The sequence below is a fragment of the Cohnella massiliensis genome (assembly GCF_900169535.1).
Classification (GTDB): Bacteria; Bacillota; Bacilli; order Paenibacillales; family Paenibacillaceae; genus Cohnella; species Cohnella algarum.
The window spans coordinates 982,529-1,007,764 of record NZ_LT821259.1; the positions used below are offsets into that span (position 1 = coordinate 982,529).

Annotated in this window: 24 protein-coding genes; 22 read left to right on the top strand and 2 right to left on the bottom strand. The window is 59.4% G+C overall.

Annotated elements, in window-relative coordinates; all coding sequences use genetic code 11:
- The first annotated feature begins 70 nt into the window (after positions 1-70).
- The 8 genes from B7E11_RS29090 (at position 71) to yajC (ending at position 7,355) form a co-directional block, all read left to right on the top strand.
- Positions 71-301: a hypothetical protein gene (locus tag B7E11_RS29090; RefSeq protein WP_139787246.1), complete on the top strand. Its 231-nt coding sequence runs from the start codon at positions 71-73 to the stop codon at positions 299-301.
- Positions 302-383: 82 nt separating this feature from the next.
- Positions 384-884, top strand: a complete 501-nt coding sequence (ruvC, locus tag B7E11_RS18275; RefSeq protein ID WP_080837168.1) for a crossover junction endodeoxyribonuclease RuvC — start codon at positions 384-386, stop codon at positions 882-884.
- Complete coding sequence (gene ruvA / locus B7E11_RS18280) at positions 884-1,510, top strand: Holliday junction branch migration protein RuvA (RefSeq protein ID WP_080837170.1); 627 nt, start codon at positions 884-886, stop codon at positions 1,508-1,510. The genes ruvC and ruvA overlap by 1 nt, the downstream gene beginning before the upstream one ends.
- A gap of 23 nt (positions 1,511-1,533) precedes the next feature.
- Positions 1,534-2,541: a Holliday junction branch migration DNA helicase RuvB gene (ruvB, locus tag B7E11_RS18285; protein WP_080837172.1), complete on the top strand. Its 1,008-nt coding sequence runs from the start codon at positions 1,534-1,536 to the stop codon at positions 2,539-2,541.
- Positions 2,542-2,696: 155 nt separating this feature from the next.
- The gene (locus B7E11_RS18290; protein ID WP_080837174.1) at positions 2,697-4,814 is read left to right on the top strand and encodes a SpoIID/LytB domain-containing protein; all 2,118 of its coding nucleotides are present in this window, start codon (positions 2,697-2,699) and stop codon (positions 4,812-4,814) included.
- The gene (queA, locus tag B7E11_RS18295) at positions 4,811-5,860 is read left to right on the top strand and encodes a tRNA preQ1(34) S-adenosylmethionine ribosyltransferase-isomerase QueA (RefSeq protein ID WP_080837176.1); all 1,050 of its coding nucleotides are present in this window, start codon (positions 4,811-4,813) and stop codon (positions 5,858-5,860) included. Before B7E11_RS18290 ends, queA begins: the two co-directional genes overlap by 4 nt.
- 19 nt (positions 5,861-5,879) lie before the next feature.
- Positions 5,880-7,016 carry a tRNA guanosine(34) transglycosylase Tgt gene (gene tgt, locus B7E11_RS18300; protein ID WP_080837178.1) on the top strand — a complete coding sequence of 379 codons (1,137 nt, stop codon included), beginning with the start codon at positions 5,880-5,882 and terminating at the stop codon, positions 7,014-7,016.
- Positions 7,017-7,034: 18 nt separating this feature from the next.
- Entirely contained in the window at positions 7,035-7,355 is a 321-nt protein-coding gene (gene yajC / locus B7E11_RS18305) for a preprotein translocase subunit YajC (RefSeq protein ID WP_080837180.1), read from the top strand.
- 102 nt (positions 7,356-7,457) lie between these two features.
- Here yajC and B7E11_RS18310 read toward each other — a convergent pair whose 3' ends face one another.
- Positions 7,458-7,868, bottom strand: a complete 411-nt coding sequence (locus tag B7E11_RS18310) for a TIGR04086 family membrane protein (RefSeq protein WP_080837183.1) — start codon at positions 7,866-7,868, stop codon at positions 7,458-7,460.
- 155 nt (positions 7,869-8,023) lie between these two features.
- On the opposite strand from B7E11_RS18310, the gene B7E11_RS18315 reads away from it, so the two are divergent.
- Entirely contained in the window at positions 8,024-8,737 is a 714-nt protein-coding gene (locus B7E11_RS18315) for a DUF421 domain-containing protein (protein ID WP_080837185.1), read from the top strand.
- 18 nt (positions 8,738-8,755) lie between these two features.
- Here the strand turns inward: B7E11_RS18315 and spoVB are convergent, their stop codons facing one another.
- Positions 8,756-10,345, bottom strand: a complete 1,590-nt coding sequence (spoVB, locus tag B7E11_RS18320) for a stage V sporulation protein B (RefSeq protein ID WP_080837187.1) — start codon at positions 10,343-10,345, stop codon at positions 8,756-8,758.
- A gap of 192 nt (positions 10,346-10,537) precedes the next feature.
- On the opposite strand from spoVB, the gene B7E11_RS18325 reads away from it, so the two are divergent.
- The 13 genes from B7E11_RS18325 to B7E11_RS18380 all read left to right on the top strand — a co-directional run bounded on the left by B7E11_RS18325 (position 10,538) and on the right by B7E11_RS18380 (position 25,046).
- Positions 10,538-10,804 (top strand): post-transcriptional regulator, encoded by a 267-nt coding sequence (locus tag B7E11_RS18325; RefSeq protein WP_080837189.1) that lies wholly within the window; start codon positions 10,538-10,540, stop codon positions 10,802-10,804.
- Between the two features lie 170 nt (positions 10,805-10,974).
- Positions 10,975-12,225 (top strand): protein translocase subunit SecD, encoded by a 1,251-nt coding sequence (gene secD / locus B7E11_RS18330; RefSeq protein WP_080837192.1) that lies wholly within the window; start codon positions 10,975-10,977, stop codon positions 12,223-12,225.
- Complete coding sequence (secF, locus tag B7E11_RS18335; protein ID WP_080837193.1) at positions 12,215-13,123, top strand: protein translocase subunit SecF; 909 nt, start codon at positions 12,215-12,217, stop codon at positions 13,121-13,123. The genes secD and secF overlap by 11 nt, the downstream gene beginning before the upstream one ends.
- 33 nt (positions 13,124-13,156) lie before the next feature.
- The gene (locus B7E11_RS18340; RefSeq protein WP_080837194.1) at positions 13,157-14,101 is read left to right on the top strand and encodes a cation diffusion facilitator family transporter; all 945 of its coding nucleotides are present in this window, start codon (positions 13,157-13,159) and stop codon (positions 14,099-14,101) included.
- A 111-nt stretch (positions 14,102-14,212) separates the two neighbouring features.
- On the top strand, positions 14,213-16,675 hold the full coding sequence (gene recJ / locus B7E11_RS18345) for a single-stranded-DNA-specific exonuclease RecJ (RefSeq protein ID WP_176220802.1): 2,463 nt from the start codon (positions 14,213-14,215) through the stop codon (positions 16,673-16,675).
- A gap of 66 nt (positions 16,676-16,741) precedes the next feature.
- Positions 16,742-17,257: an adenine phosphoribosyltransferase gene (locus B7E11_RS18350; RefSeq protein WP_080837198.1), complete on the top strand. Its 516-nt coding sequence runs from the start codon at positions 16,742-16,744 to the stop codon at positions 17,255-17,257.
- Positions 17,258-17,526: 269 nt separating this feature from the next.
- Positions 17,527-18,039, top strand: a complete 513-nt coding sequence (locus tag B7E11_RS29095) for a hypothetical protein (RefSeq protein WP_139787247.1) — start codon at positions 17,527-17,529, stop codon at positions 18,037-18,039.
- On the top strand, positions 18,020-19,561 hold the full coding sequence (locus B7E11_RS30680; protein ID WP_176220803.1) for an efflux RND transporter periplasmic adaptor subunit: 1,542 nt from the start codon (positions 18,020-18,022) through the stop codon (positions 19,559-19,561). The genes B7E11_RS29095 and B7E11_RS30680 overlap by 20 nt, the downstream gene beginning before the upstream one ends.
- A gap of 1 nt (position 19,562) precedes the next feature.
- The gene (locus B7E11_RS18360) at positions 19,563-20,270 is read left to right on the top strand and encodes an ABC transporter ATP-binding protein (protein WP_080837201.1); all 708 of its coding nucleotides are present in this window, start codon (positions 19,563-19,565) and stop codon (positions 20,268-20,270) included.
- Complete coding sequence (locus tag B7E11_RS18365; protein WP_080837202.1) at positions 20,267-21,433, top strand: ABC transporter permease; 1,167 nt, start codon at positions 20,267-20,269, stop codon at positions 21,431-21,433. The genes B7E11_RS18360 and B7E11_RS18365 overlap by 4 nt, the downstream gene beginning before the upstream one ends.
- A 34-nt stretch (positions 21,434-21,467) precedes the next feature.
- Positions 21,468-22,151, top strand: a complete 684-nt coding sequence (locus B7E11_RS18370) for a response regulator transcription factor (RefSeq protein WP_080837204.1) — start codon at positions 21,468-21,470, stop codon at positions 22,149-22,151.
- Positions 22,148-23,590: a sensor histidine kinase gene (locus tag B7E11_RS18375; RefSeq protein WP_080837206.1), complete on the top strand. Its 1,443-nt coding sequence runs from the start codon at positions 22,148-22,150 to the stop codon at positions 23,588-23,590. The genes B7E11_RS18370 and B7E11_RS18375 overlap by 4 nt, the downstream gene beginning before the upstream one ends.
- A 109-nt stretch (positions 23,591-23,699) precedes the next feature.
- Positions 23,700-25,046 (top strand): ISLre2 family transposase, encoded by a 1,347-nt coding sequence (locus tag B7E11_RS18380; RefSeq protein ID WP_080837208.1) that lies wholly within the window; start codon positions 23,700-23,702, stop codon positions 25,044-25,046.
- The last annotated feature ends 190 nt before the right edge of the window (positions 25,047-25,236 follow it).

Genomic DNA, 25,236 nt, shown 5'->3' on the forward strand with positions numbered 1-25,236 from the left:
TCCAATCAAGGGAGCGGAAAACGCGGAAACCGTTGTCTAGAGTGGATTTTATCCAATGAGGAGCTTGAATTTGGACGAAAGCACCGAAAAGGCCTTGCCAGATTGGACAAAATCCAACGAAGCCGAAAAGTTTCGCGAAAAAGCCGATTTTGGTTGGATAAAATCCAGCCAAGCTTCGCCGAGCCTCAGAGTCATCCCGCTCAACCCTACTGCAATCCTGCGTTCCCCTGCTCAATCCTGTTATGAGCCTCCGGATCGAAAGGATGTTCGGCTCTTTGTTCTCATTCTTGCTTTCATTTGATATAATCTACGAATAGACGAATTTAATATTGCGTGTTACTAGAATACGTTACATAGGCAAAGACAGAGAGCGGGGAACCCTCATGCGGGTATTGGGCATCGACCCAGGCATTGCGATTATGGGGTTCGGGTTCGTGGACAAAATCGGTCACCGGCTTGTGCCCGTTCAGTATGGCAGCATTCAGACGGAAGCGAACACGTTGCCGGAGCAAAGATTGGTTCAAATATACGAAGCTTCTTGCGCATTGTTGGACAAATACGAGCCTCAAACGATCGCGGTCGAAAAGTTGTTTTTCAGCAAAAACGTGACCAACGCGTTCTCCGTCGGGCAAGCGCGGGGCGTATTTCTTCTGGCGGCGGCGCAGCGCGGCATCCCGGTCGGAGAATACACGCCGATGCAGGTGAAGCAATCCGTCGTCGGTTATGGCGGAGCGGAGAAGAAGCAGGTCCAGGAAATGGTGAAAAGGCTGCTCAAGCTTTCCGCCGTACCGAAGCCGGACGACGTCGCGGACGCGCTCGCCGTGGCGATCTGCCACGCGCATTCCCTTAATTTGAACGAACGCATGAACGGAGTGAAGCGTTGATGATCGATTTTCTGCGGGGGCGAATCGTCCATGTGGAACCGGAGTATGTCGTGCTCGACGTCAGGGACGTCGGTTACCGGGTGTTTACGCCGAACCCGTATGCGCTCGGGCGCAACGAAGAGAGCACGATGCTGTTCATCCACCACCACGTGCGGGAAGACGCCATTCAGCTGTTCGGCTTTGCGACGCGCGAGGAGCAGGCCATGTTCCGCAAGCTGCTGGACGTTTCCGGCATCGGGCCGCGAGTGGCGCTGGGCATTTTGTCCGGCGGAAGTCCGGACGCCCTTGCGGCGGCGATTCAGCAGGAAAATTTAAGCTTTTTGACCAAGCTGCCCGGCATCGGCAAAAAAACGGCGCAGCGGATGATATTGGATTTGAAGGACAAGCTCGGCGCCGTTCAGGACGGCCTTGCGTTTGCCGCCGCAGCGGGCGTTCCCGCGACGGGCAGGACGGACGAGGCCGGGAACGATTCCGCCTGGGCGGTCGCCCGCGAGGCGCTTGCGGGCCTCGGCTATCGCGACGCCGAACTGGATCGGGCGTGGCACGTTCTCAAAGACAGGATCAAGGCCGACGAGTCGCCTGAAGCGCTCATGAAGCAGGCGTTGCAGCAATTGTTCCAGGGATAACGAGGCAGAGGGGGACTTAACGGGTGGAAGACCGGATTGTCACCGCTCATTTGATGATGGAGGACCAGGCGGTCGAATTCAGCTTGCGTCCCCGGTATTTGGCGGAGTACATCGGCCAATCGCAAGCGAAGGAAAATTTGAAGATTTACATCGAAGCGGCCAAAATGCGCAAGGAAGCGCTGGACCATGTGCTGTTGTACGGGCCTCCGGGACTCGGCAAAACGACGCTCTCGAATATTATCGCCAACGAGCTGGGCGTCAGCATTCGGACGACCAGCGGACCGGCCATCGAACGGCCGGGCGATCTCGCCGCGATTTTAACGAATTTGCAGGAAAACGACGTGCTGTTCATCGACGAAATTCACCGGCTGCACCGGACGGTCGAAGAAGTGCTGTATCCGGCGATGGAAGATTTCGCGCTCGATTTCATCATCGGCAAAGGTCCGAGCGCGCGCTCGGTGCGGCTCGACCTGCCGAAATTCACGCTGATCGGCGCGACGACGCGGGCGGGCCTGTTGTCGGCGCCTTTGCGCGACCGGTTCGGCGTCGTCAGCCGTCTCGAATTTTATACGGTGGACGAGTTGTCTTACATCGTCTCCCGAACGTCCGACCTGCTGAACGTCGGCATCGTCGGCGAAGCTTCGTCCGAGATCGCCCGGCGCTCGCGCGGAACGCCGCGGATCGCGAACCGTTTGCTGAAGCGGGTCCGAGATTATGCGCAAGTGCGCGGAGACGGCATCATTACGGAGCCAATCGCCCGCGAAGCGCTCGAGCGGATCCAGGTCGATCCGATGGGACTCGACGCGATCGACCATAAGCTGCTGCAGGGCATGATTGCCAACTATCGCGGAGGACCGGTCGGCCTGGATACGATCGCCGCCTCCATCGGGGAAGAGGGCCAGACGATCGAGGACGTGTACGAGCCCTATTTGATGCAGATCGGATTTTTGCAGCGGACGCCTCGGGGACGGGTCGTGACGCCGTCCGCCTATCGGCATTTGGGCCTTCCGGTCCCGGAAGGGCAAGGATGAGCGGCGATGCGATACGAAGTGCGGCCCGCGGGATCTCAGAGCGGTTCAACCCGCTTGCCGGCCGCTGATTCATCGGCTTTTGCGACAACGGCGAACATGCAGACGAACAATTGCGCGCCGATCGAACGCAACTTAATTGACGGAGGAAGACCAACATGACATTTCGGTTATGGAGCCCGCTCAAGCGGACGGCCGCGCTCGGCGCGCTGCTGGCCTCCCTATCGCTTGCGCCGGCCGCTATCGCCTACGGCGCTGCGGACGTGCCGGATACGATCCGCGTCGCGATTTTTGCGGATATCGGAAGCAAATACAAATCGCTGATTTCGGTCGCCTCGCTGTCCTCCGCGGATGGAATGGCCCTGGTCTTCGCAAGCGGACAAGGGAATGCGCCGATCAGCGCCGTATCGCCGGGCCAGACGGTTAAGGTCGCTCCGGACGGATACCGGGCGATCGTGCTGGAGACGGCGGATCCAAGCGCCGCGATCTCCGTCCTCAAAAAGATGCAGGCATCGACGGCCGGCGCATACGTGACAAAGCTCAGCAAGCAGGGAAAGACCGTCTATCAGGTCGCGGAGGGCGGCTTTTCGACAGCCGCGCAGGCAGCGTCCGCATTGTCCAAATGGACGGGCGCGGGAGTCGCCGGCGGCGTCGAATCGCTGACGACCGCCGCCGTCGGCGGACCTTTGGCGCTCGAAGCGGGGCCTTACGCCAGCGAATTCGAAGCGCAGAACGCCGCCGTGCAATTCGGCAACGCGAATGTGGAGGCGTTCGTCGCCCGCAAGCTGAGCGGCGGCAAGCCGGTTTACGTCGTCCGGGCAGGACAAGCCGCCGACCAAAGCCAGCTGACCAAGCTGCAGCAGACGGTCGCGGCCGCGGGACTTGCGGCGCGCGCCCCGGATGCGAGCGAGCCCTATGTCGTGCTGCGTCAGGATCTGACCGATGCGGCCGGCGCGACGGCGCCGACTTACGCTCTTTCGGCCGAAGCCATGCTGCGGGCGGATCCGTCCGGCGAGAACGGGATTCAATTGGCCGAGCGGAACAAACGGACGTATCGCGGCAGCATGGAAGTCCGCATCCTTAACGGAAGCCTGGCCGTCGTCAACGAGGTCGATCTCGATCAATACCTGTATTCCGTCGTCGCCTCCGAAATCTATGCCGGCTGGCCCGCCGAAGCGCAAAAGGCGCAGGCCGTCGCGGCGCGATCCTACGCGCTTTCGCTGGGCATGAATTTTCAAATCGCCCACGTCGTGGATACGACGGTCAGCCAGGCGTACAACGGCATTTCCGCCGAAACGGAAGAAGCGATCGCGGCGGTGGAGGCGACTTCCGGCGAAGTCATCGTCTCCGGAGGCAAAATCGTCAACGCGGTATTCTCCTCGAATGCAGGCGGCATCACGGCCGACAACAAAACGGAAATTTGGCGCGGGGACAACTCGTTTCTTTCCACCGCGGTCCAAAGTCCGGACTCGGGGCCGCAAGAGGGAAAGCTCGACTGGTACAAAGCGGCGCTTTCGACCGGCGAAGTCGGGTATATCCGCAGCGACCTGCTGGCGGACAGCGGCCAAAAAAACGCCGCGGAGCTCCCGCTGCTCAAAGTTACGGGAAGCGACGTCGCGTTCCGGCCGGGACCTGCGGAAACGAACGAGCCGATCAAGCGGTTAAGCGCGGGAATGCTCGTCGTGCCGTTGGATAAAGTGCCCGAGTATACGAATTACAGCTGGATCGAGGGGCCGTTTACCGCCGAAGAGCTTAAAACCTCGATCAACAAGCGCGCGACCGAAGCGACGCGAATTCAAGGCACTCTGCAAACGTTGGAGATAACGGGGAAGGGCCCTTCCGGCCGTGTAACCGAAATCAAAGCAAACGGAAAGACGGTCGACGTCGGGGCGCCGGACAATTGGCGCGGGGCGCTTGGCACGAAGAGCACGCTGATCGACATCGAAGAAACCGGAAGGTTTGCGATTGCCGGCGCGGACGGCGAAGTGCGGCAGTACCCGGAAGTCTCCGGTTCGCTTCAGGTGTTGGGCGCGGACGGAGCGGCAGCGACGATCGGCGGAGGAAGCAAGGACAACCTGTTTGTTTTAAGCGGAAGCGGGGAGCTTCGGGCGGCGACGGCCGATCCGCAATTCGTCATTACGGGCAAAGGCTTCGGCCACGGCCTCGGCATGTCCCAATGGGGAGCCAAAGGGCTGGCCGATCAAGGGTATGACTACCAGGCGATTCTGAAATACTACTATAATAATGCGACGATCGAGAAGGATGGCGGCGAATGAATGTCGGCGATTTTGATTTTGACTTGCCCGAGCGGCTGATTGCCCAGACTCCCCTCAAGGAGCGGACTTCGTCCCGGCTGCTTGTGCTGCATCGGGAGGACGGGACGGTCGAGCATAAGTCTTTTCCGGATTTAAAACAGTATTTGCGTCCGGGAGACACGCTCGTCCTGAACGATACGAAGGTGCTCCCGGCCCGGCTTCTCGGCTTCAAGGCGGATACGGGCGCCAAGGCGGAAGTGCTGCTGCTCAAGCGGCTCGAAGGCGACGTGTGGGAGACGCTGGTCAAACCCGGGAAAAAGATTCGCCAAGGAACCGAACTGCGGTTCGGAGCCGAAGCGCCGGGCGGCAAGCCGCTGCTCGCCGCTTTTGTCGAAGCCGAAGGAGACATGGGCGCCCGCAGGCTCCGGTTTCAGTACGAAGGCATTTTCAACGAACTGCTGGAGCGACTCGGGCAAATGCCCCTTCCTCCGTATATTAAGGAAAGATTGGAAGACCGCGATCGGTATCAGACCGTCTACGCCCGGCATGAAGGCTCGGCCGCCGCGCCGACGGCGGGGCTGCATTTTACCGAGTCGTTTCTGGACGAATTGCGGGAGATGGGCGTCAATTTGTGTCCGATCACGCTTCATGTGGGCCTCGGCACGTTCCGGCCCGTGTCCGTGGAGAACGTCCGGGAGCACGAGATGCATGCCGAGTGGTACAACGTTTCCGAGCAAAGCGCCGAGCTGATCAACCGGACCCGCCGGGACGGAGGCCGCATCGTCGCCGTCGGAACGACGTCGGCGCGGACGCTGGAAACGATCGGACAACGGTTTCAAGACAAGCCTGTCGAAGCGTGCAGCGGTTGGACGGATATTTTCATTTATCCGGGGTACGAGTTCCGGCTCGTGTCGGCGCTGTTGACGAATTTCCATCTCCCCCGCTCAACCCTGGTCATGCTGGTAAGCGCGCTTGCCGGACGCGAATTTATCTTGAACGCTTATAAGGAAGCCGTTGACCGGGAATACCGCTTTTTCAGCTTTGGCGACGCCATGTTTATTACTTGAGGGAGGACATTCGGTCAAAATGGCAGCGATCCGTTACGAGTTAATCAAAACGTGCGCGCAAACCGGCGCCCGCCTCGGGCGCGTTCATACGCCGCACGGCGTCATCGACACCCCGACGTTCATGCCGGTCGGCACGCAGGCGACGGTTAAGGGCATGAGCCCGGAAGAATTGAAGACGTTGGGCGCGCAAATTATTTTAAGCAATACGTACCACCTGTTCCTCCGTCCCGGCCACGAGCTGATCCGCGAAGCGGGAGGCTTGCACAAGTTCATGAACTGGGATCGGGCGATTTTGACCGACAGCGGCGGGTTTCAGGTATTTTCGTTAAGCGAAATGCGGAAAATCCGCGAAGAAGGCGTGGAGTTCCGTTCGCATCTGAACGGAGACAAGCTGTTCATTTCGCCCGAAGTCGCGATGGAAATCCAGAATGCTCTCGGCCCCGACATCATGATGGCGTTTGACGAGTGCGCCCCTTATCCGGCGGAGTACGAGTATGTCAAGCCTTCGATGGAAAGAACGACCCGATGGGCGGAACGGTGCCTGAAAGCGCACGCGAGACCGCACGATCAAGCGCTGTTTGCGATCGTTCAGGGGGGAATGTATGCCGATTTGCGAAAGCAGAGCGCGCGCGATTTGACTTCCCTTGATTTTCCGGGGTATGCTATTGGTGGACTAAGCGTGGGAGAGCCGAAACCGTTGATGTACGAGGTGTTGGAGGAGACGGTGCCGCTGTTGCCGTCGGACAAGCCCCGCTATTTGATGGGCGTGGGTTCGCCGGATTGCCTGGTGGAAGGCAGCATGCGCGGAATCGACATGTTCGACTGCGTCCTGCCGACCCGAATCGCCCGCAACGGGACGATGATGACCAGCCAGGGGCGACTCGTAATCAAAAATGCGAAGCACGCCAGCGATTTCGGTCCGATCGACCCGGAATGCTCCTGTTACGCTTGCCGAAATTATTCCCGGGCTTACATACGCCATTTGGTCAGGGCGGACGAGATGTTCGGTCTCCGCCTGACGACGATTCATAACCTGCACTTCCTCGTTTCGTTGATGGAACAGGTCCGGCAGGCGATTCGGGAGGATCGGCTTGGAGATTTTCGGGACGAATTTTTCGAAAAATACGGCATGGCTCGCAACGAGAGCGGTTTTTAAAGAAAGGGGGGAACTACAATGTGGTTGAGCGGTGAAACCAACGCAGGCGGAGGCGGCCTGCTGATGACGCTTCTGCCTTTCGTGCTCATGTTCGTCATTTTCTATTTCTTGCTGATTCGTCCGCAACAGAAGAAGACGAAGGAGCGCAACAACATGCTGCGCGCCCTTAAGAAAGGCGACAAAGTCACGACGATCGGCGGCCTTCACGGCTCCATCCAGGAGATTACCGACGATAAGGTCGTCCTGAAGGTAAACGACGTGACCAAGCTGACGTTCGATCGTTCCGCGATCAACAACGTTACGGCTCGGGCCGACACACCTGCCGAAGGCGCCGAATAATTCGCGGCAACATAGCGGTCAGCAAGCGAAACGGCGGCGCGGGGAGAGATCCCCGCGCCGCCGTTTCTTGCTCCCCGGCTTGTTCGGCCGGCAACATCTCCGCTATCTTTTCGAAGCCGGCGTAGGCCCGCCCGTATTGACGCCAAGCATTCCTCCGACCGCCCCGGCAAGCGCGGCGATGCCGGCCATCATCGGGATGCGCAGGCTCCAGCCGAGATCGTTGGCGAGAAAGCTGGCGAGCAGGACGAGCACCGCGTAGAACAGTCCGGTAATCAAGCCGATCCGCCATCCTTTTTCCCCCGATTTTCTCGCTGCCGTGAACCCGCCGCACAGCGAAGCGAATCCGTGAATGCCGAATACCCATTTGACGAGGTCCGATTCGTTCAGGGATGTGGCATAAAGCAGCAGCGAAATCAGCAAAGTCCCTGCCGCAAGCCAAATGACCGACCAGAGAAGCCCGGAAACGAGGGGAGAAGCGATCCGGTTTCCGGCCACTTTCGGGAAGCGGTTCATACGTGTACCCTCCTGTCACATATCGTTTAGTACCAGCTTATGGCTTGGACTTCCGGGCTAGTACCGAAATGCCATAAATTCCGTCCGCGCCGGGCGAATGAGCGGAAGTAGCCTCGGTGAAACTACAACCTGCATCAGGAATAGGAGGACGGAAAATGGAACTGGCGACCATCCTTCTTCGCACGGTTATAATGTACGTCTTCGTATTTGTCATGCTGAGGCTGATGGGGAAACGGGAAATCGGCAAGCTGTCGGTATTCGATATGGTCATTTCCATCATGATCGCGGAAATTGCGGTCATTTCCATCGAAAATCCGGACCGTTCGATGAAAGTAACGGTCATTCCGATCATCCTGCTGGTTGTCATTCAATTGCTGATTGCGTTTGTAACGTTAAAAAACCGGCGCATTCGCGAATGGTTCGACGGCAAACCGAGCGTGCTGATCCGCAACGGGCACTTGAACGCATGGGAAATGAGAAGCCAGCGCTACAATTTGGACGACCTCATGACCCAGCTCAGGGAAAATCAAGTGGACAGCGTGGAGCAAGTGGAGCTTGCGGTTCTCGAATCCGACGGGAAACTGTCCGTCATTCCGAAGGACAAAAAATCCGGCACAGCCGGCGGACAAGGCGGCGACAAGGAGACGGAACCGACCGTTCCCAAAGTCCGTTACGAATTGCTGCCGATCGCGCTGATCATGGACGGCGAGGTGCTGGACGAAAACCTGGAGAAGCTCGGGAAAAACCGTTTCTGGCTAAAAAAGGAGCTTCGTTCCCGAGGCATTCGGTCCTTTGACGACGTGTTTTTTTGCAGCATCGACCACAACGCCAAACTTTACATCGGCCGCAAATCCGCCAATCGTTCGTAAAACCGGACGGACCGCGAATCAACGGAACAGCCGTCCGACAATCGGCACGCGCGAAACGTCGTGGCGATCGATCAACCCGAGCGCGATCAGAACGAGCAAATAAAGGCAAACCGAGCCGAGAAAAGCCGCGCCCAAATTCAACAAATCCCACGGAAGCAGGCGCGTGTTCCAAATCCACAGGGCCAGCGCTCCCATCAGCGTCATCGCCGCCAGCACCTTGATGAAATCCAGCGGCAGCAAGCGGAAGCCGGTCAGGCGCGCGACGCTGATCCAATGCAGCAGCGTGACGAGGCCCATATTGACGGAGCTGGCGATGACCGCCCCCTTGATCCCGAACTCGGGCAAGGCCGCGAGCTGAACGATCAGGGCAAGCTTGATGACGGCCCCGACAAACGTGTTGAACAGCGCGGTGCCGGGGCGGTTAAGCGCCTGAAGCGCCGCTTGAAGCGGTGCCTGCATGTACAAAAACACCGCGACCGGAGCCAGCCAACGCAGCATATCCGCCATCGAGTCGTCATCGTACAGAATCGAGCAGATAGGGTGGGCAAACAGCCCGAGCAGCGCGACGAACGGCGCCCCGGTAACGACCGCAAGCCGCATCGACTGGTGAAGGCGCTTCTGGATGCCGGACCAGTCGCCTTGCGCCGCCGCTTCGGACAACGCGGGGACGAGAGAGACAGCCAGCGAATACGTCAGAGCGCCCGGAAGCATCAGCAGCGGCAGAACCATGCCCTGCAAAGCCCCGTACTGCGCGGTGGCGGCCGCGACGGACAGTCCGGCGACGACGAGCGCCCGCGTGGTCAGGATCGATTCCAGCAAGTAGGACATCGAACCGATCAGCCGGCTTCCGGTAACCGGAACGGTGATGCCGAGCATGCGGCGCAGGAGCGAGCGCTCCGCTCCGTTGCCGGTCCCGCCGGGCGGCGGTCGATCGGGGGCGTCCCCGGCGGGAATCGATTCCGCGTCCGATTTGCGGTCGCGGTACAGCTGATACGCCAGCACGAGCAGCCCGGCCAATTCGCCCGCGCCCATGCCGAGCATCGCGCCCGCGGCGGCGGCTTCCAAGCCCATCGGCAAGAACATGTAGGCGAACAGCAGAGTGAGAACGATGCGAACGATCGTTTCAATGGTCGAGGCGAAAGCCGTCGGCAGCATGTTTTGCTTGCCTTGAAAGTATCCCCGCCAAACCGACGAAACCGCAATGAGCGGCAATATGGGGACCATGACGAGAAACACGCTCCGGACGCGGGAATCCGTCATCATTTCATAGGCGATCCAATCCGAAAGCGCAAGGCAGGCGGCCGCCACGCTGATGCTCAGCGTCACCGCGATCGTCATCGCGACCCGGACGATTCGCCTGACCTGGGCGGATCTGCCCTGCGTGTCGGCTTCCGCCACCATCTTGGCGACCGCAAGCGGCAGCCCGCCGATGATGACGGTCAGGACGACCGTCATGAACGGAAGCACGAGCTGCGTAAGACCGACGCCTTCGGCGCCGATGATGCGCGGCAGCGCGATCCGGGGGACGAAGCCGAGCAGCCGGTTGATCAGCCCGGCGGCGAGCAAAATCATCGCGCCTTGGATAAACGTTTGCTTGCGTGCAGACATAGCCCACCTCGACTCCCCGTTAGGTTACTTGGTACATGCATATGCGGGAGTTGTCCGCTCATTCCTCGCGCTTGTCCGTCCGGGAAAAAAATCGCGCTGCCAATTTTCGCCGGCGGCAGGATATCGGCCGGACGGGGGCGAATAATGAACTAAGGTTCCGGCATCGCGCCGGGAAAGAGGGAGGAAGCGGCCATGAACGGAAATAATTCCGAAACGCAGATCGGGGACCCGGAATTGAACCGTATCGTCAAGCAGCTTTGCGAAAGCAAGGCGGACGAATTCCGGCTTCTCGGCTACGAAGAAGTGAAAGCCGAAGAAGTGTGGGAATGCGTCAGCGACAAGTATCATAAGACCGGGACGCCCTCGCTCCATCAAATCGTCAGCGACATTCTGTCGCTGCGGGTTACGCAATTTATGAATTTCATCACGCTGCGCATCTATCGCGGAGAATTCCGATAACGATCGGGAAGCGCGGCACGATGCGCCCATCATACGGACAAGGCGGCCGACGGGATTTTCCGCGGCTGCCTTTTTTTGTGAGACCGCCCCGGAGACGGCCCAAATTGACTTCCATTTTGGCCGGTAGGTATAATAGGAACATTGAGATTGAAAGGGGACGCCAGTACAAAATGAAACGACTGCTCGCATTTGTGTTCGTCGTAGTCGTCTGTTTCGGGCTTATCGCTTGGACGAGCCCGGGACTGCTGAATTCGACGAAGCTGGGGCTCGACTTGAAAGGCGGATTTGAAATTCTGTACGAGGCGGAGCCTCTGACGGAGGGCGGGACGGTCACCAAGGAATCGCTGACCCAAACGGCTCACAGCTTGGCCAAACGCGCGGACCAGACGGGCGTGGCCGAGCCGGAAGTAACGACGGAGGGCAGCAACCGCATCCGCGTCAAAATCGCCGGCATCGCAGACGAGGCCAAAGTTCGCGAGCTGATGAAGAAACCCGCGGAGCTCCAATTCCGCAGCGCCGACGGCTGCACGAGCGCGACGGACTATTGCAAGGTCGAGCTGGACGGCAGCGATTTCGTGGAAGGCGCGGCCAAAGTCCAATTCGACGAATTCAACAATCCGATGATCGCAATCCAGGTGAAAGACAAAGAAGATTTCGCCGAAATTTCCACCCGCTTGGTCGGCAAGAACCTGGCGATTTTTCTGGATGGGGAACTGTTGTCGGATCCTGTCGTTAATCAGCCGCTGACGGACGGCAATGCCGTCATTACCGGCCAGCGCACGCTGTCGGAGGCGCAGGACCTGGCGGAAATCATCAATCTGGGCGCCTTGCCGCTGAAGCTTACCGAGAAATACACGCAAAGCGTCGGCGCGACGCTCGGCCAGAAATCGCTGGAAGAGACGGCGATCGCGGGCATAATCGCTTCCGTTGCCATTTTGCTTTTCATGCTTATTTTTTACCGGCTGCCCGGCGTCATCGCCAGCATTTGCCTGATCGTGTTCGTTTGGCTGCTGCTCGTCGTATTCTGGCTCATCGATGCGACGCTAACGCTTCCGGGCATCGCGGCGTTCATCCTCGGGGTCGGGGTCGCGGTCGATACGAACATCATTACCGCCGAGCGGATCAAGGACGAGCTTCGTTCCGGCAAAAGCGTGGCCTCGTCCCTTCGGGCCGGAAACAAGCACAGCTTCCGTACCGTAATCGACGCGCACATTACGGGGATCATCGCTGCGGCCGTCCTGTTTTATATGGGGCAAGGGGCGGTCAAAGGTTTTGCAGTCGTTCAGCTGTGGAGCATCGTCATCAATATTGTCACGAACCTGTTTCTGCCGCGTTTCCTGCTGCATCTGCTCGTCCGGAGCGGTCGTTTCGACAAACCGTCTTATTATGGCGTAAAGGAGAGTGAAATCCGTGCGCTATAATTTCAGAAACATCGATTTCGTCCGCAAGAGCAAAGGTTTCTTTATCGCCTCGATCGTCACGACCGTCATCGGGATCGTTTCGCTATTAATCTTCGGACTCAATTACGGCATCGATTTCAAATCGGGCTCTTCGGTCGACGTTGCGGTGACCAAATCGTACGACGCGAGCGAAGTCAGGACGTTTCTTGACGCCGAGGAGCTGGGCGGATATACGCTGACGACCGGAGACAACCGGCTGTCGATCCGCTTCGAAGCCGTGCTCGACGAGGCCCAACAGCAAAAACTGCAATCGGATTTTCGCAGTAAGTTCGACGAGAATGCCTCGTTTGAAATCAATATCGTCGACGTGGAAATCGCAAAAGAACAAGAAAGAAACGCCCTGATCGGAATTCTGGTAGCCAGCATCGGCATTTTGCTCTACATCACCATCCGCTTCGAATGGCGGTTTGCGGTTTCGGCTGTCGTCGCCTTGGTTTACGACGCCTTTTTCGTCATCACGCTGTTCTCGGTCTTCCGTCTCGAAGTCAATCTGCCCTTCATTCTGGCTGTTTTGACGGTTATCGGCTATTCGATCAACGACACGGTCGTTATTTTCGACCGGATCCGCGAGAACCTGCGTTTCGCCAAAATCAAATCGCACGAAGATCTTATTCAACTCGTCAACACGAGCGTCAGCCAGACGCTGACCCGCTCGATCAATACCGTGCTTACCGTCGCGTTCGCGGCGATCTGTCTGTTCGCGTTCGGCAGCGAATCGATCAAAATGTTCTCGCTCGCCATGATTTTCGGCTTGATCAGCGGCGCCTACTCGTCCATTTTCATCGCCAGTCCGCTTTGGTATTTGCTCCGCCGCAACGCGAAGCAGCGCAAGCCCGCAAAAGTCCAAAACGCGCCGTAACCGATCGACTTCGACTAAGGGGAGGCAAACCATATGGCGAAACAGCGTTCGCAACCCGCCGAACACGGGGCTTTCGTATCGATGCTGGGTCTGTTCGGGTTAACCCTTGCCAAGGGCGCGGCCGGATATTTGACGGGCAGCAAAGCGCTGGTCGCCGACGCTTGCCATTCGGCCGCGGATTTTTCCGGGGCGGCGCTTTCCTGCATGTCCTATCGCAATGGCGCAAAGCCTACCCGCCACGACTCGGCTTCCGAGCGCAGGGCGGCGGAAAGGGTATCCGGCGTCATCCTGTCCGCGCTTCTGCTTGTGGCGGGGCTGGAAATCGGGCTGACGTCGCTGCGTTCCATGGTCAGAGGCGTGACGGAAGCTCCCGGTTGGAGCGCCGTCGCGGTCATCGTCGCCGGGATCGTCGTACGGGAAGGACTCGTGCGATACAAGAAAAGACACGAGGCCAAGCTCGGGATCCGGTTCGAACCGGCACGAGGCGATCAACGGTCCGATATTTTCGCCTCGCTGACGGCGATCGTCGGCACGGCCGGGGCCATGGCCGGGCAGCTGTTCGATATGCCCGTTCTCTACATGCTGGATCCGGCCGCGGGGGCGGTCATCGCGGTGTTCGTCCTGCGGATGGGCAGCCAGCTCGTGATCAAGGTTACGCGTCCTTCGGAAGGCCGGGAGCTGGGCGAGTCGGATCACCTGGCGATGCTTGAAGCGATCCAGCGGGTCGACGGCGTCGTGACTGTCGATCGGCTGAAAGCCCGCGAATGCGGTCATTACGTCATCGTCGAAGCCGTCATCCGGGTGAACCCGCGCATTTCGGTATTCGAAGGTCACGATATCGCCATGAGGGTGCGGAGGCAGCTGATGAAACGATTCCTTCACGTATCGGACGCAAGCATTCAGGTCGAGCCTTTCGATCCGGGCTACCCGTACAAATCCAATCATCACGAAGAAGAGCTGCCGATTCTTATGCAGTAACGCGATTGAAAGCACCGCCGGAAACCGGCGCGGCAACCGAATGCAGACGAGAGTTGACGTCGCGACGGCCGCACGGAGCCGGCGGTGTTGTTGTCAGGAGGACAAATCAAGGTGAAAAGGAACTACCGGTGGGATTTGGGAACGACGGACGAGGACCGGGCCGCGGAGCTGGCCCGCAAGTTGAAGCTGCCATTGCTGGTCGCCCGCCTGCTCGTATCCCGGGGCTTATCTTCGCCCGAGGCGGCCGCGGCTTTTTTGGGGGAAGGAACGGATGAATTTCACGATCCGTTCGGCATGAAACATATGGACAAAGCGGTGGAGCGAATCCGGCGGGCGCTGCGGGACGGCGAGCGCATTCTCGTGTACGGGGATTACGACGCCGACGGCGTAACGTCGACGGCGCTCATGATCCGTTTGCTCCGCCGGCTGAACGGGCAATTCGATACATATATCCCCCATCGGAGCCTGGAAGGCTACGGCTTGAATCTTCCGGCCGTCGACCGGGCGAAGGAAAACGGGGTAACCCTGATCGTGACGGTGGACAACGGAATCAGCGCCGTGGAACAAATCGCTTACGCGGGCAGCCTCGGGATCGACGTCGTCGTGACCGATCATCACGAGCCGCCGGCGGTTTTGCCGGAGGCGGTCGCGCTCGTCAATCCGAAGCAGGCCGATTGCGGCTATCCGTTCAAGGGCCTCTCCGGCGCCGGCGTCGCATTCAAGCTGGCCCATGCGCTGCTCGGACGGATGGAGCCGGAGCTTGCCGACGTCGCGGCGATCGGAACGGTCGCAGACCTGATGCCGCTTGTCGGGGAGAATCGGGCGCTCGTTCGCTTGGGCCTCGAGCGGATGAACGCGGCGCCGACGCCGGGGGTGCGCGCGCTCGCTTCCATTTCCGGAGCCGAACCGGGACAACTGTCGAGCGGACGCATCGCTTTCGGGCTGGCGCCTCGCCTTAACGCGGGCGGAAGATTGGAGAGGGCGGACGGCGCGGTGCGGCTGCTCGTGACGGAAGACGAGAACGAGGCGGGAGAACTCGCTCTCCGGCTCGACGAATTGAACGTGGAGCGGCAGCGGCTCGTCGACGAGACGGTGGAGGCGGCTGAGCACATGTGGCAGGAGAGGGTGCAGGAGCTTTCAGGCCGCGCGCCGGAAGTCATCGCGATCGCCGGACGCGGATGGAACGCCGGCATCGCCGGCCTCGTGGCGGCCAAGATGGTGGAGCGGCACTACAAACCGGCGATAATATTGGCCGAGGACGAGGCGACCGGTCTTTGCAAGGGCTCGGCGCGGTCGATCGACGGCTTCGATTTGTACGCGGCGCTAACCGAATGCGCCGAATGGATGGAGCATTTCGGCGGGCACCAGGCGGCGGCGGGACTGACCATGCGCCGGGAGCATCTGGCCGATCTGGAGCGCGAGATGTCCAGACTGGCCCGGGAGCGGATCCTGCCGGACGATTGGACGCCGAAAAAGAAGGCCGACCTCGTGTGCGGCGCCGCGGAGCTGACGCTCGAAGCGGCCGAAGCGCTGAAGCGGCTCGAGCCTTTCGGGAACGCGAACCCCGCTCCCCGCCTTGCCGTTAGGGGCGCCTTCGTGACGGAAGCCCGCGCCATCGGCAAAGAGGGGAAGCATCTGCGCCTGGTTGCCGAAGCGGAAGGAAGGCGCCTCGAAACCGTCGGTTTCGGCATGGGGGAGGAGGCCGGCCGCCTGCTGCCCGACGTATCGGTGGATTTGCTGGGCGAGCTTTCGGTAAACGAATGGAACGGGCGGAGCCGGGTTCAACTCGTGCTGCAGGATTGGCGCTTCGACGCTTTCCCGGTTTACGACTGCCGCAAGGAACGCGATTTCGTGCAAGGGGTTCGGCTGCGGGCGAAGGAAGAAGGCCGCTGCCTCGTGCTTTGCGCTTCCGCCGAAGCCAAGCGGGAACTGCTCGCCGCCGAGGAAGCGGGCAGGACGGGGGCGGTTTACGCGCTTTATCGGGAATGGACGGCGGGCGAAGCCGCCGCCGGGGAAGCGTCAGGTTCGGAACCGTCCGCGGCCGCGGCTTCGGAAGCCGACATCGGCAGCGAAACGGAGAAGCGGCAGCAGGACGCCGTGCGGCTCGTTTTGGCCGGGTTGCCGCAAAGCCGCGAGGACGCGGAAGGCTTAAAGTCCGCGCTGTCCGCGGAACGCCGCCCGATCGAGGCGGTGTACATCTACGCTGCTCCCGCCGGCTCCGGCGCGCGGATTCGGGCGTTTCCGGACCGCCAGCAGTTCGGCCGGGTTTATACGCTGTTTCGAAAGCAAGCGAAATGGATCGACGGCCCGGACGGATTTCTGCGCCAAGTTTCCGAAGCGGTCGGCTGGCCGCTTTCCGTCGTACGGATGATGCAGGATGTGTTCGCCGAGCTCGGATTTTTGACCGTCGACCGATCGAACGTGACTGTTCACGCTTCTCCTCCCCGCCGCGAACTGGATCAATCGCCGCGTTACCGCCGGGAGAAGGAATACGGCGAGCTCGCCGCGCTGGGCTCGCTCGGCTCGCGGGAGCTTGCCGACCGAATCCGCAAAATTGCCGAAATTCGCGCATAGCTTGACTTCTCGATCCGGTGTATAATGCTATCATACAAGCGAAATCGCAAAGGAGATTTTAAATTCATGGATTTTAAGGAATACATCCGGGTCATTCCCGATTTCCCCCAGCCCGGCATCCGCTTCAAGGACATCACGACGCTGCTTAAAGACGGAGAAGCGTACCGGGCCGCGATCGACGCGCTGAAGGAGCAGGTATCCGGGATGGACATCGACGTTGTCGCCGGTCCCGAGGCGCGCGGCTTCGTTATCGGCGCTCCGCTCGCGCTCGCGCTCGGCGTCGGCTTCGTGCCGATCCGCAAAAGCGGCAAGCTGCCCGGCGAAACGATCGAAGCGGGTTACGATCTGGAATACGGCAAGGACAAGCTGGCCGTTCACAAGGACGGCATTCAACCCGGGCAAAAGGTGCTCATCGCCGACGACCTGCTGGCCACCGGCGGCACGATCGCCACGACGAGCGGATTGCTGCGGCAATTGGGCGCGGACGTCGTCGGCGCCGCGTTTCTGATCGAACTGAGCTATCTGGACGGCCGGGAGAAGCTGGCCGACATCCCGAACATCGTATCGCTCGTGCAGTATTAAGGTTTGCCTTGATCTCGGCGCAACGCGCCGTCAAGCCGCCCGTTCCGGGCCATTCCGGAGCGGGCGGTTGTTTTTTTGTCTACCGGAATGTTTAAGTTATTCGCCTCGCTAAAGAGTTTTGCGGAAAATTAGGGGGAAGAGGGAGACCTCTCATGCGGAGGGAAGACCTTTGAGGGAAGGCCGTTGAGGGAGGCCGTTCAGGCGGAGGGAAGCCTATGTTGGATATTGTCCAATCAAGGGAGCGGATAACGGGGAAATCGTGAGCTAGAGTGGATTTTATCCAACGAGGAACCTGGAATTGGGGCGAAAATGCGGAAAAGGCCTTGCCAGATTGGACAAAATCCAACGAAGCCAGAAAGATTCGCGAAAAAGCCGATTTTGGCTGGATAAAATCCAACCAAGCTTCGCCAAACCCTGCGCAACCCGCTCGATCCTATGGAATCATGCCTATCACCGAGCGATCCCGCTCCATCTACGCATTCCTGCGCATCCTCACTCATTCCCCCCGCAATCCTCGCCAGGAAGTCTGTCATCCATCTGCATGCTGCCGCCCCTCGCGCAATCCCGCTAAAGCCGACGAAGCTTTGCGTCCCGTGGAACGTACTTCCGGTTTTTCCCCGCTTGATTCGGATTCGGCAAACCGGAAATGCTTGAAAAGTTTTCATCTGGCCTTAAGGACCCGTTCATCTTCCGTTCATTTGATGGTGCTAGTATCCAATTATGTTGTCGTACATAGCAGGCCAAGAGCGGGAGGTTCAAAAGGTGAAGAAACATCGAATTAAAAAGTGGATCACATGGATCGCGGTCGTCGCGCTGCTTGCGGGCGCAGGGGGCGGAGGCTACTGGTGGTACCGGGAAAACAATACGGCGGAAGCGTCGAGCGGCATTACATACACGCAATCGAGAGTGACGAAAGGGACGATCACGCAAAGCGTCGCCGGCTCCGGTTCGGTCGAAGTGTCCGAGACCGATACGGCTTTGGTGTCGGAAGCGGCAACGGTCGCGGAAGTGCTGGTCGCGGAAAACGATGTCGTCAAAAAGGGCGACGTCCTCGCAACGTTCGAAGGGGAGGATGTCAGCCTTTCGCTCAGCAAGGCGCAGCTTACGCTCGAACAGCAGAAGATGACGCTCGAAACCGCGCAAGAGAAGTGGAAAAGCCTGCAAATTTCCGGGGCCGAGCAATCGGAGCTGGATGCCGCGGAAATGAGCATTCGAAGCGCGCAGTTGAACATTCAACAAACCGAGCTTGAAATTCAGGACTATCAGGAAAAAGCCAAAGCGCCGGATCCGCTCGTCGCGCCGATCGACGGAACGGTAACGGCCGTCAACATCAAGCCGGGGGACGACGTTGCGGCCCGTTTGGAAGCTTTCACGATCGTGAACTACGACAAGCTGCAAATGACGATATCCGCCGACGAGCTGGATATTACGAAGCTGAAAGTCGGCCAAACCGCCAACCTGACGCTTGACGCTCTGAGCGATCAGCAAATTACCGGCACGGTGACGGAAATTTCCAAAAACGGCACGGCTTCCAACGGCGTTTCCACGTTTCCGGTCATCGTCACGCTGAATGAAATCGAGAACGTGCTGCCGGGGATGTCGGGATCGGTCGAAATCATCATCGAGCAAAAAGACGACGCGCTGATGGTGCCGGTCGACGCGGTCGAAACGATGGGCGGCCGCTATTTCGTCCGCGTGCCGAACGACGGGACGGCTTCGGCCGGCACTAATTCCGGCACGGATTCCGGCGAATCCGCAGAAGCGGACGAGATGCCGGACCGGGCGGCCGCAGCGGCCGGTCAAGGCGGTACGGGCGCCGAAGAGCAGGCGTCCGGGGACGGATCGGCGGCGCAAAACGTCGCGCAGTCGGAAAGAACCGCGGCAAGCGGAGCGTCCGAGGAAGGTGCCGTGCCCAGCGGAGCGCCGGAGGACGGAGCTGCGCCCAGCGGAGCGCCCGAGGGCGGAGCCGTGCCTGGCGGAGCGCCGGCAGGTTTCGGCGGGGGCGGCCGCGGTGCGGGAATGGGCGGCATGAACCAGCAAAACGGCGAATTTACGCTGAAGGAAATCACGGTAGGAATTACGACCGATTCGTATGTCGAAGTGCTTTCCGGCCTGAGCGAAGGAGATACCGTCCTCATTCAAATCGTCAGTTCGACGAGCACGACCCAGACGGGAATGATGGGCGGCATGGGAGGCATGGGAGGCGCGACCGTGTTCCCGGCCGGCGGCGCGGGCTTCTCCGGCGGAGGCGGCGGCTTCCCCGGCGGGGGCGGAGGCGGCGGTTTCGCGCGCGGAGGTCAATAAGATGAACGAGAAAAGCGAACAACCATGCCTTATTCGAATGGAGAATATTTGCAAGCAATACGAGCTGGCCGGGGAAACGTTTTTCGCGCTTGACGGGGTTTCGGTCACGGTGAACAAAGGCGAATTCGTAGCGATCATCGGACCGTCGGGCTCCGGAAAATCCACGCTGATGAACGTGCTCGGCTGTCTCGACCAGCCGACGAGCGGCACTTATTTTCTGGACGGCGCCGAGGTCGAGAAGCTGAGCGACAACAAGCTGGCCAAAATCCGCAACCATAAAATCGGCTTCATCTTTCAGCAATACCATCTGCTACCGAAGCTGCGCGTCATCGACAACGTCGAGCTGCCGCTCGTGTATCGGGGCATGTCGGCCCGGGAGCGGCGGGAGCGCTGCAAGGAAGCGCTGGAAAAAGTAGGCCTTGGGGAAAAGCTGTTCCATTTGCCCAACCAGCTGTCCGGCGGCCAGCAGCAGCGCGTGGCGATCGCGCGCGCGCTTGCCGGAAGGCCGCCCCTCCTGCTGGCCGACGAGCCGACGGGCGCGCTGGACAGCAAGACAAGCCGGGAAGTGATCGAGCTGTTGAAAGAGCTCAATCGTGACGGAAACACGATCGTGCTCATCACGCACGACCCGAACGTGGCCGCGCAAGCGAAGCGGGTCGTGCGCATTTCCGACGGCAGACTAACGGAGGAAAGGACGGAAGCCTCATGAAGCTGTCGCAAGGCATCAAAATGGCGTGGCACAGCGTCTACACGCAGAAAATGCGGACGCTGCTCACCGTGCTCGGGATCATGATCGGCATCGCTTCGGTTACGATCATGGTCGCGATCGGCAACGGCACGGCCGAACAGGTGAAAAGCCAGATGCAGGGGCTCGGCACGAACATGCTGACCGCCAACGTCGTCGGAAGAGGCTCGGTGACGAGCATTTCGCTCGAAGATGCGGAAACGATCGCCGATATCGACGGCGTGGAGGCGTACGCTCCGGTCATTACCGGCAGCGCGACGGCAAAATACGGGACGACGACGTATTCCGCTTCCGTTACCGCCTCCACCCCGTCGTTCGCCGACGTCAGGGATTATTCGGTCGCGCAGGGCCGGTTCATCAAGGACATCGACGGGGCGTTTTCCCAAAAGGTAGCGGTCGTCGGCTCCGAAGTGGCGGAAGAGCTCGGCATGTCGAACCCGGTCGGCGAGCAAATTACCCTGAACGGGACGCCCTACAAAATCGTAGGCTTGCTGGAATCGAAAGGCTCGTCCTCCACCGGCTCCAACGACAACATCGTCATCATTCCGCTGCAAACGGCCCGCGTCAGCCTGAAAACGGACGCGATCCGCACCATTTACGTACAGGCGGATAGCGAAAACCAGGTCGATTTTGTCCAGACGATGCTGGAGTACAATCTGCAGACGTTTTTCCGCGGGGACGAAGACAGCTATACGGTGTTCAACCAGGCCGACCTGCTGGAGACGATTACGGAAGTATCGACGTCGATGTCGACGATGCTGACGTACGTGGCCGCCATTTCCCTGCTTGTCGGGGGCATCGGGATCATGAACATGATGCTCGTTTCGGTAACGGAACGAACGCGGGAAATCGGCATCCGGAAATCGCTGGGAGCGAAGCAGCGGGATATTTTGTTCCAGTTCCTCGTCGAGGCGGCCATGATCGGGGGGCTCGGAGGCGTCGTCGGCGTGATCGTGGGAGCCAGCGGCTCGAACTTTGCCGGCAAGCTGATGGATTCGCCCGCTTCTCCGTCCGCGGACATTATGGTTTTGGCCGTTGCGTTTTCGATGGGCGTGGGCGTTCTTTTCGGGTTTCTTCCGGCCAGAAGGGCGTCCAGGCTGAATCCGGTCGAAGCCCTTCGCCATTAATTCAGATCAGCGGGAAAAGGAGTTTTTACCAAGCATGGCCATCGCCAACATCCTGGTAATCGAGGACGATCCTTATATTAGCGATTTGATCGGATTATATTTGAAACGCGAGAGCTTCCACTTTTCCGTCGCTCACGACGGAGAGGACGGAATCGATCAGTTCGTCGCTTTCCCGCCGGACCTCGTCATTTTGGATTTGATGCTGCCCGGAACCGACGGCTGGAGCGTTTGCCGCCGCATTCGGACGGTACGGGATACGCCGATCATCGTGCTGACGGGCAAGGGGGAAAGCTACGACAAGCTCAAAAGCTTCGAGCTCGGAGCGGACGACTATATGGTGAAGCCGTTCGACCCGAAGGAGCTGATGGCTCGCATCAAGGCGGTCATGCGGCGGACGAAGCCGGGGTTTGCCAGGGAGCCCGTGCGCTTGCCCGATCTGACGATCGACCTGGACCGCTACGTCGTGCAGTGCGGGGAAACGGAGATGACGCTGCCGCCGAAGGAAATGGAGCTGCTTCATCTGCTTGCATCCATGCCGAATCGGGTGCTTACGCGCGAGCAGCTGATCGACCGGGTATGGGGATACGATTTCGAAGGCGACCCCCGCACCGTCGACGTGCACATCAAACGGATTCGCGAAAAAATCGGGACGTCGGACCACTGCCGCATCGAAACGATACGGGGGGTTGGATACAAATTCGAGGTGAGCGGAGCATGATCCGGTGGAATGGCATCACCGTCAAGCTGCTGCTTGCCTTTTTTGCCGTGTTGCTCATTTCGTTCGGCGTGACGGCCGCCATCTCGACCTGGTTCGTCCGTTCGGAGCTGCGCAGCGGAAACGAACGCTTCGAGCGGGACCAATTGAGCGTGATCGCCGCGCTCGTTCGCACCGCATACCGGGAAGATTGGGACGAAAACGTGCTTCGCTCCGCGCTTCAGGCAACGGCGGGCCCGCCCGGGAGAGTCATTTACGTAGTGGACGGCTCGGGCGGCGTGCTGCTCGATACCGGGCGGCCGGACGGCGAGTATTTGTCCGCCTACCGGGAGCAACTGCAGCCGCTGCTCGACCAGGGCGTCGTCATTACGGATCGGACGCTGGAAGGAAACGAGAATTTGCGCTGGTCGGTAACGCCGATCAACGGTCCGAGCGACCTTGCGGCCCGATCGGTCGTTTTGATGTCCGGAGTTCGCCGGCAGGAGATCAACATGTTCAACGGCTTGTACCGGAACATTTTTATATCCATGCTCATTACGGCCGTCATTATCGTGTTCGCGGTGTCCAGAGGCATGACCGCTCGCCTGCGCAACATGAGCGAGGCCGCCCGCCTTATCGCCAAGGGCCGGTTCGACGTTCGGGTGAAGGAAAAGCCGCGGGACGAAATCGGAGAGCTGGCCGTCTCGCTCAATGAAATGTCGGGCGAACTCGCCAGTCTCGACCGGATGCGCAGGGAGTTTCTCGCCAACGTGTCCCACGATCTGCGCTCGCCGCTCACGTCGATCGGCGGCTACGTGGAGGCGATGATCGACGGGGCCATTCCGGAGGAAAAACGCGGCGCCTACCTGGGGCTCATCCGCGAGCAAACGCAGCGCATGAACCGGCTCGTCAACGATTTGCTGGAAGTGGCGAGGATGGAGGCCGGACAAACCGGGCTTTTGCCGGCTCCTTACAATTTGACGGAGTGGGTTCGCCGGCTGCTTGCCGCGCTTGAACCGGATTTTCGCCGCCGTTCCCTGTCTTTCGAACTGGATGCCGGGCCGGAAGACGTTTGGGTGTATGCCGACCCGGACCGGATCGATCAGGTGCTGTCCAATTTGCTGCTGAACGCCATTCAGTTCTCGCCGGACGGCCGGTCCATCGAAGTCTCGATCGAACGGAAAGAGAAGACGGCGGTTGTCGGCGTCCGGGATTACGGCGTCGGCATTCCGTCGGAAAATCTGGAGCGGATTTGGGAACGGTTCTATAAGTCCGACAAAGCGAGATCCGCCCGCTCGGGCAGCGGTCTCGGCCTGTCCATTGTCAAAAACGTGCTGGAACAGCATGGAACGACGGCAAAAGTCGAAAGCAAGCCGGGCGAAGGTTCGCTGTTTTCGTTCGAATTGCCGATCGTGTATCCGCCTCCTTATCCGCGCGCCCAGGTTCCGAGGAATCCGCGATAGTGTAAAATCTCTGTGGGTGTAGGAATTGGAAAAAGCGGATATAGAAAAAGAGCTTCTCCCTTGGTAAAGTGATGTTTGCGCACAACACACCAAGAAGGAGGAAGCTCCTGTGAGCCACTTTACCACAACAATGCCGACGATGAAAGAGATTGAGCAATGGATTTTCCGGAAAATGCAGGAGGAATTCGCTCGTGCGATGAAGCAGGTACTGGAGGCGCTGGATCAGCAGATCCTGGAGCAACGGGACCGAGAGCGTTATCGAGTAAAGGACGAGCGTGAAACAAGCGTCAACACAGTGTTCGGGAATGTGCGCTTTAAGCGGAGATTGTACTGTGACCGTAGAAGCGGCAAACACGTGTATCTGCTGGATCAGCTGTTGCAATTCGAAGGGCGCGGGAAAGTCAGTCCGCATTTGGAAGAGACAGCAATCGCATTCGCAAGCCAAGGACCGTCGTACCGGGACAGCGCAAAGAGGCTGGAGCAGCTTTTGGGCTACAATGTGCTGAGCCACCAAGCGATCAGGGAAAAACTGATGGAGCGTGCGCAACAGCCGATGCCAGCGGTGAAACGGCGCGCTGCCCGCGTGCTGTTCGTGGAAGTGGATGGGCTGTACACGAAGCTGCAGCGGAGCAAAAAGCGCGGGATGGAGAACGCAATTGCAGTCGTACACGAAGGCTGGGAGAAGAACGGCAAGCGGGTACAGCTGAAGAACAAACAGCATTACCTGCATACGAGCGGCGGCGACTTCTGGGAAGGGTTCGGGGACTTTCTGGTGGAGCGTTACGAAATCGACGAGAACACGTGGCTTGTGGTGAACGGAGACGGCGCGGCGTGGATCGGGGAATGTACATCCTACTTTCACCAATGTCTGTACATGCTGGACCGCTTTCATGTGGCGCGTGATTTGAAACGCTTTGTTGGTCATTTGCCGCAGGTGTGGGAGACCGTGAGACGGTCTTTGGCCAAACAGGATGCAGCCGCGCTTATGGCGGTCCTGGTAAGCGTTGTGGGGCAAGAGATAGGGGAAGAGAACCGGAAGGATTGGAAGCCGTATAAAAGATTTCTAAAGCGGCATGAGAAGCATTTGGACGACTACCGAAAAACACTCCAGGCGAAGGGGATCGACACAAGCGGTATGCGCCCGATGGGAAGCGCGGAATCGCAGATGCGTATATTCGCCAAGCGGACGAAGCGTGGCGGGTACAGTTGGAGTGAGCGAGGCGTCAGGGCGATGCTGAGGACGATGATGAGGATTCAAGAAGCGGGCACGGTGGTAAGAACGGTTGAAGGACAAGCGAGTAAGCAGGCAACGCCGCAGCAGTCGATAAACATGCGGCAATTGCTCAAGAACGTGACGCAACCGGTCAAGGGTTGTATCGCTGGAATGATTCGCATGCTGCAAGGACCGAAGCAAAGCAGCACAACGGGTATGGCACTCAAAGCACTTCGCGGATAACGGCAAAAAATTCTGACAAATCACTTGTGTTTGATGAAAGAACGAAGCAAAGCGCTTACAAGGAAGAGGTTCCTTCGGGGTTCGCGTTCCAGGCATCTTAAATGACTGCCCACGCTAGCTTGACACTGACGGAATCCGCCCCCAGGTTGACGATTGCCGCCGCGGAGAGGCATAATGGAAGGAATACTTC

Coding starts and splice junctions, on each gene's coding strand:
- ruvC (WP_080837168.1), top strand. CDS start 384: ATGCGGGTATTGGGCATCGACCCAGGCATTGCGATTATGGGGTTCGGG.
- ruvA (WP_080837170.1), top strand. CDS start 884: ATGATCGATTTTCTGCGGGGGCGAATCGTCCATGTGGAACCGGAGTAT.
- B7E11_RS18290 (WP_080837174.1), top strand. CDS start 2,697: ATGACATTTCGGTTATGGAGCCCGCTCAAGCGGACGGCCGCGCTCGGC.
- queA (WP_080837176.1), top strand. CDS start 4,811: ATGAATGTCGGCGATTTTGATTTTGACTTGCCCGAGCGGCTGATTGCC.
- tgt (WP_080837178.1), top strand. CDS start 5,880: ATGGCAGCGATCCGTTACGAGTTAATCAAAACGTGCGCGCAAACCGGC.
- yajC (WP_080837180.1), top strand. CDS start 7,035: ATGTGGTTGAGCGGTGAAACCAACGCAGGCGGAGGCGGCCTGCTGATG.
- B7E11_RS18310 (WP_080837183.1), bottom strand. CDS start 7,868: ATGAACCGCTTCCCGAAAGTGGCCGGAAACCGGATCGCTTCTCCCCTC.
- B7E11_RS18315 (WP_080837185.1), top strand. CDS start 8,024: ATGGAACTGGCGACCATCCTTCTTCGCACGGTTATAATGTACGTCTTC.
- spoVB (WP_080837187.1), bottom strand. CDS start 10,345: ATGTCTGCACGCAAGCAAACGTTTATCCAAGGCGCGATGATTTTGCTC.
- B7E11_RS18325 (WP_080837189.1), top strand. CDS start 10,538: ATGAACGGAAATAATTCCGAAACGCAGATCGGGGACCCGGAATTGAAC.
- secD (WP_080837192.1), top strand. CDS start 10,975: ATGAAACGACTGCTCGCATTTGTGTTCGTCGTAGTCGTCTGTTTCGGG.
- B7E11_RS18340 (WP_080837194.1), top strand. CDS start 13,157: ATGGCGAAACAGCGTTCGCAACCCGCCGAACACGGGGCTTTCGTATCG.
- B7E11_RS18350 (WP_080837198.1), top strand. CDS start 16,742: ATGGATTTTAAGGAATACATCCGGGTCATTCCCGATTTCCCCCAGCCC.
- B7E11_RS18360 (WP_080837201.1), top strand. CDS start 19,563: ATGAACGAGAAAAGCGAACAACCATGCCTTATTCGAATGGAGAATATT.
- B7E11_RS18365 (WP_080837202.1), top strand. CDS start 20,267: ATGAAGCTGTCGCAAGGCATCAAAATGGCGTGGCACAGCGTCTACACG.
- B7E11_RS18370 (WP_080837204.1), top strand. CDS start 21,468: ATGGCCATCGCCAACATCCTGGTAATCGAGGACGATCCTTATATTAGC.
- B7E11_RS18375 (WP_080837206.1), top strand. CDS start 22,148: ATGATCCGGTGGAATGGCATCACCGTCAAGCTGCTGCTTGCCTTTTTT.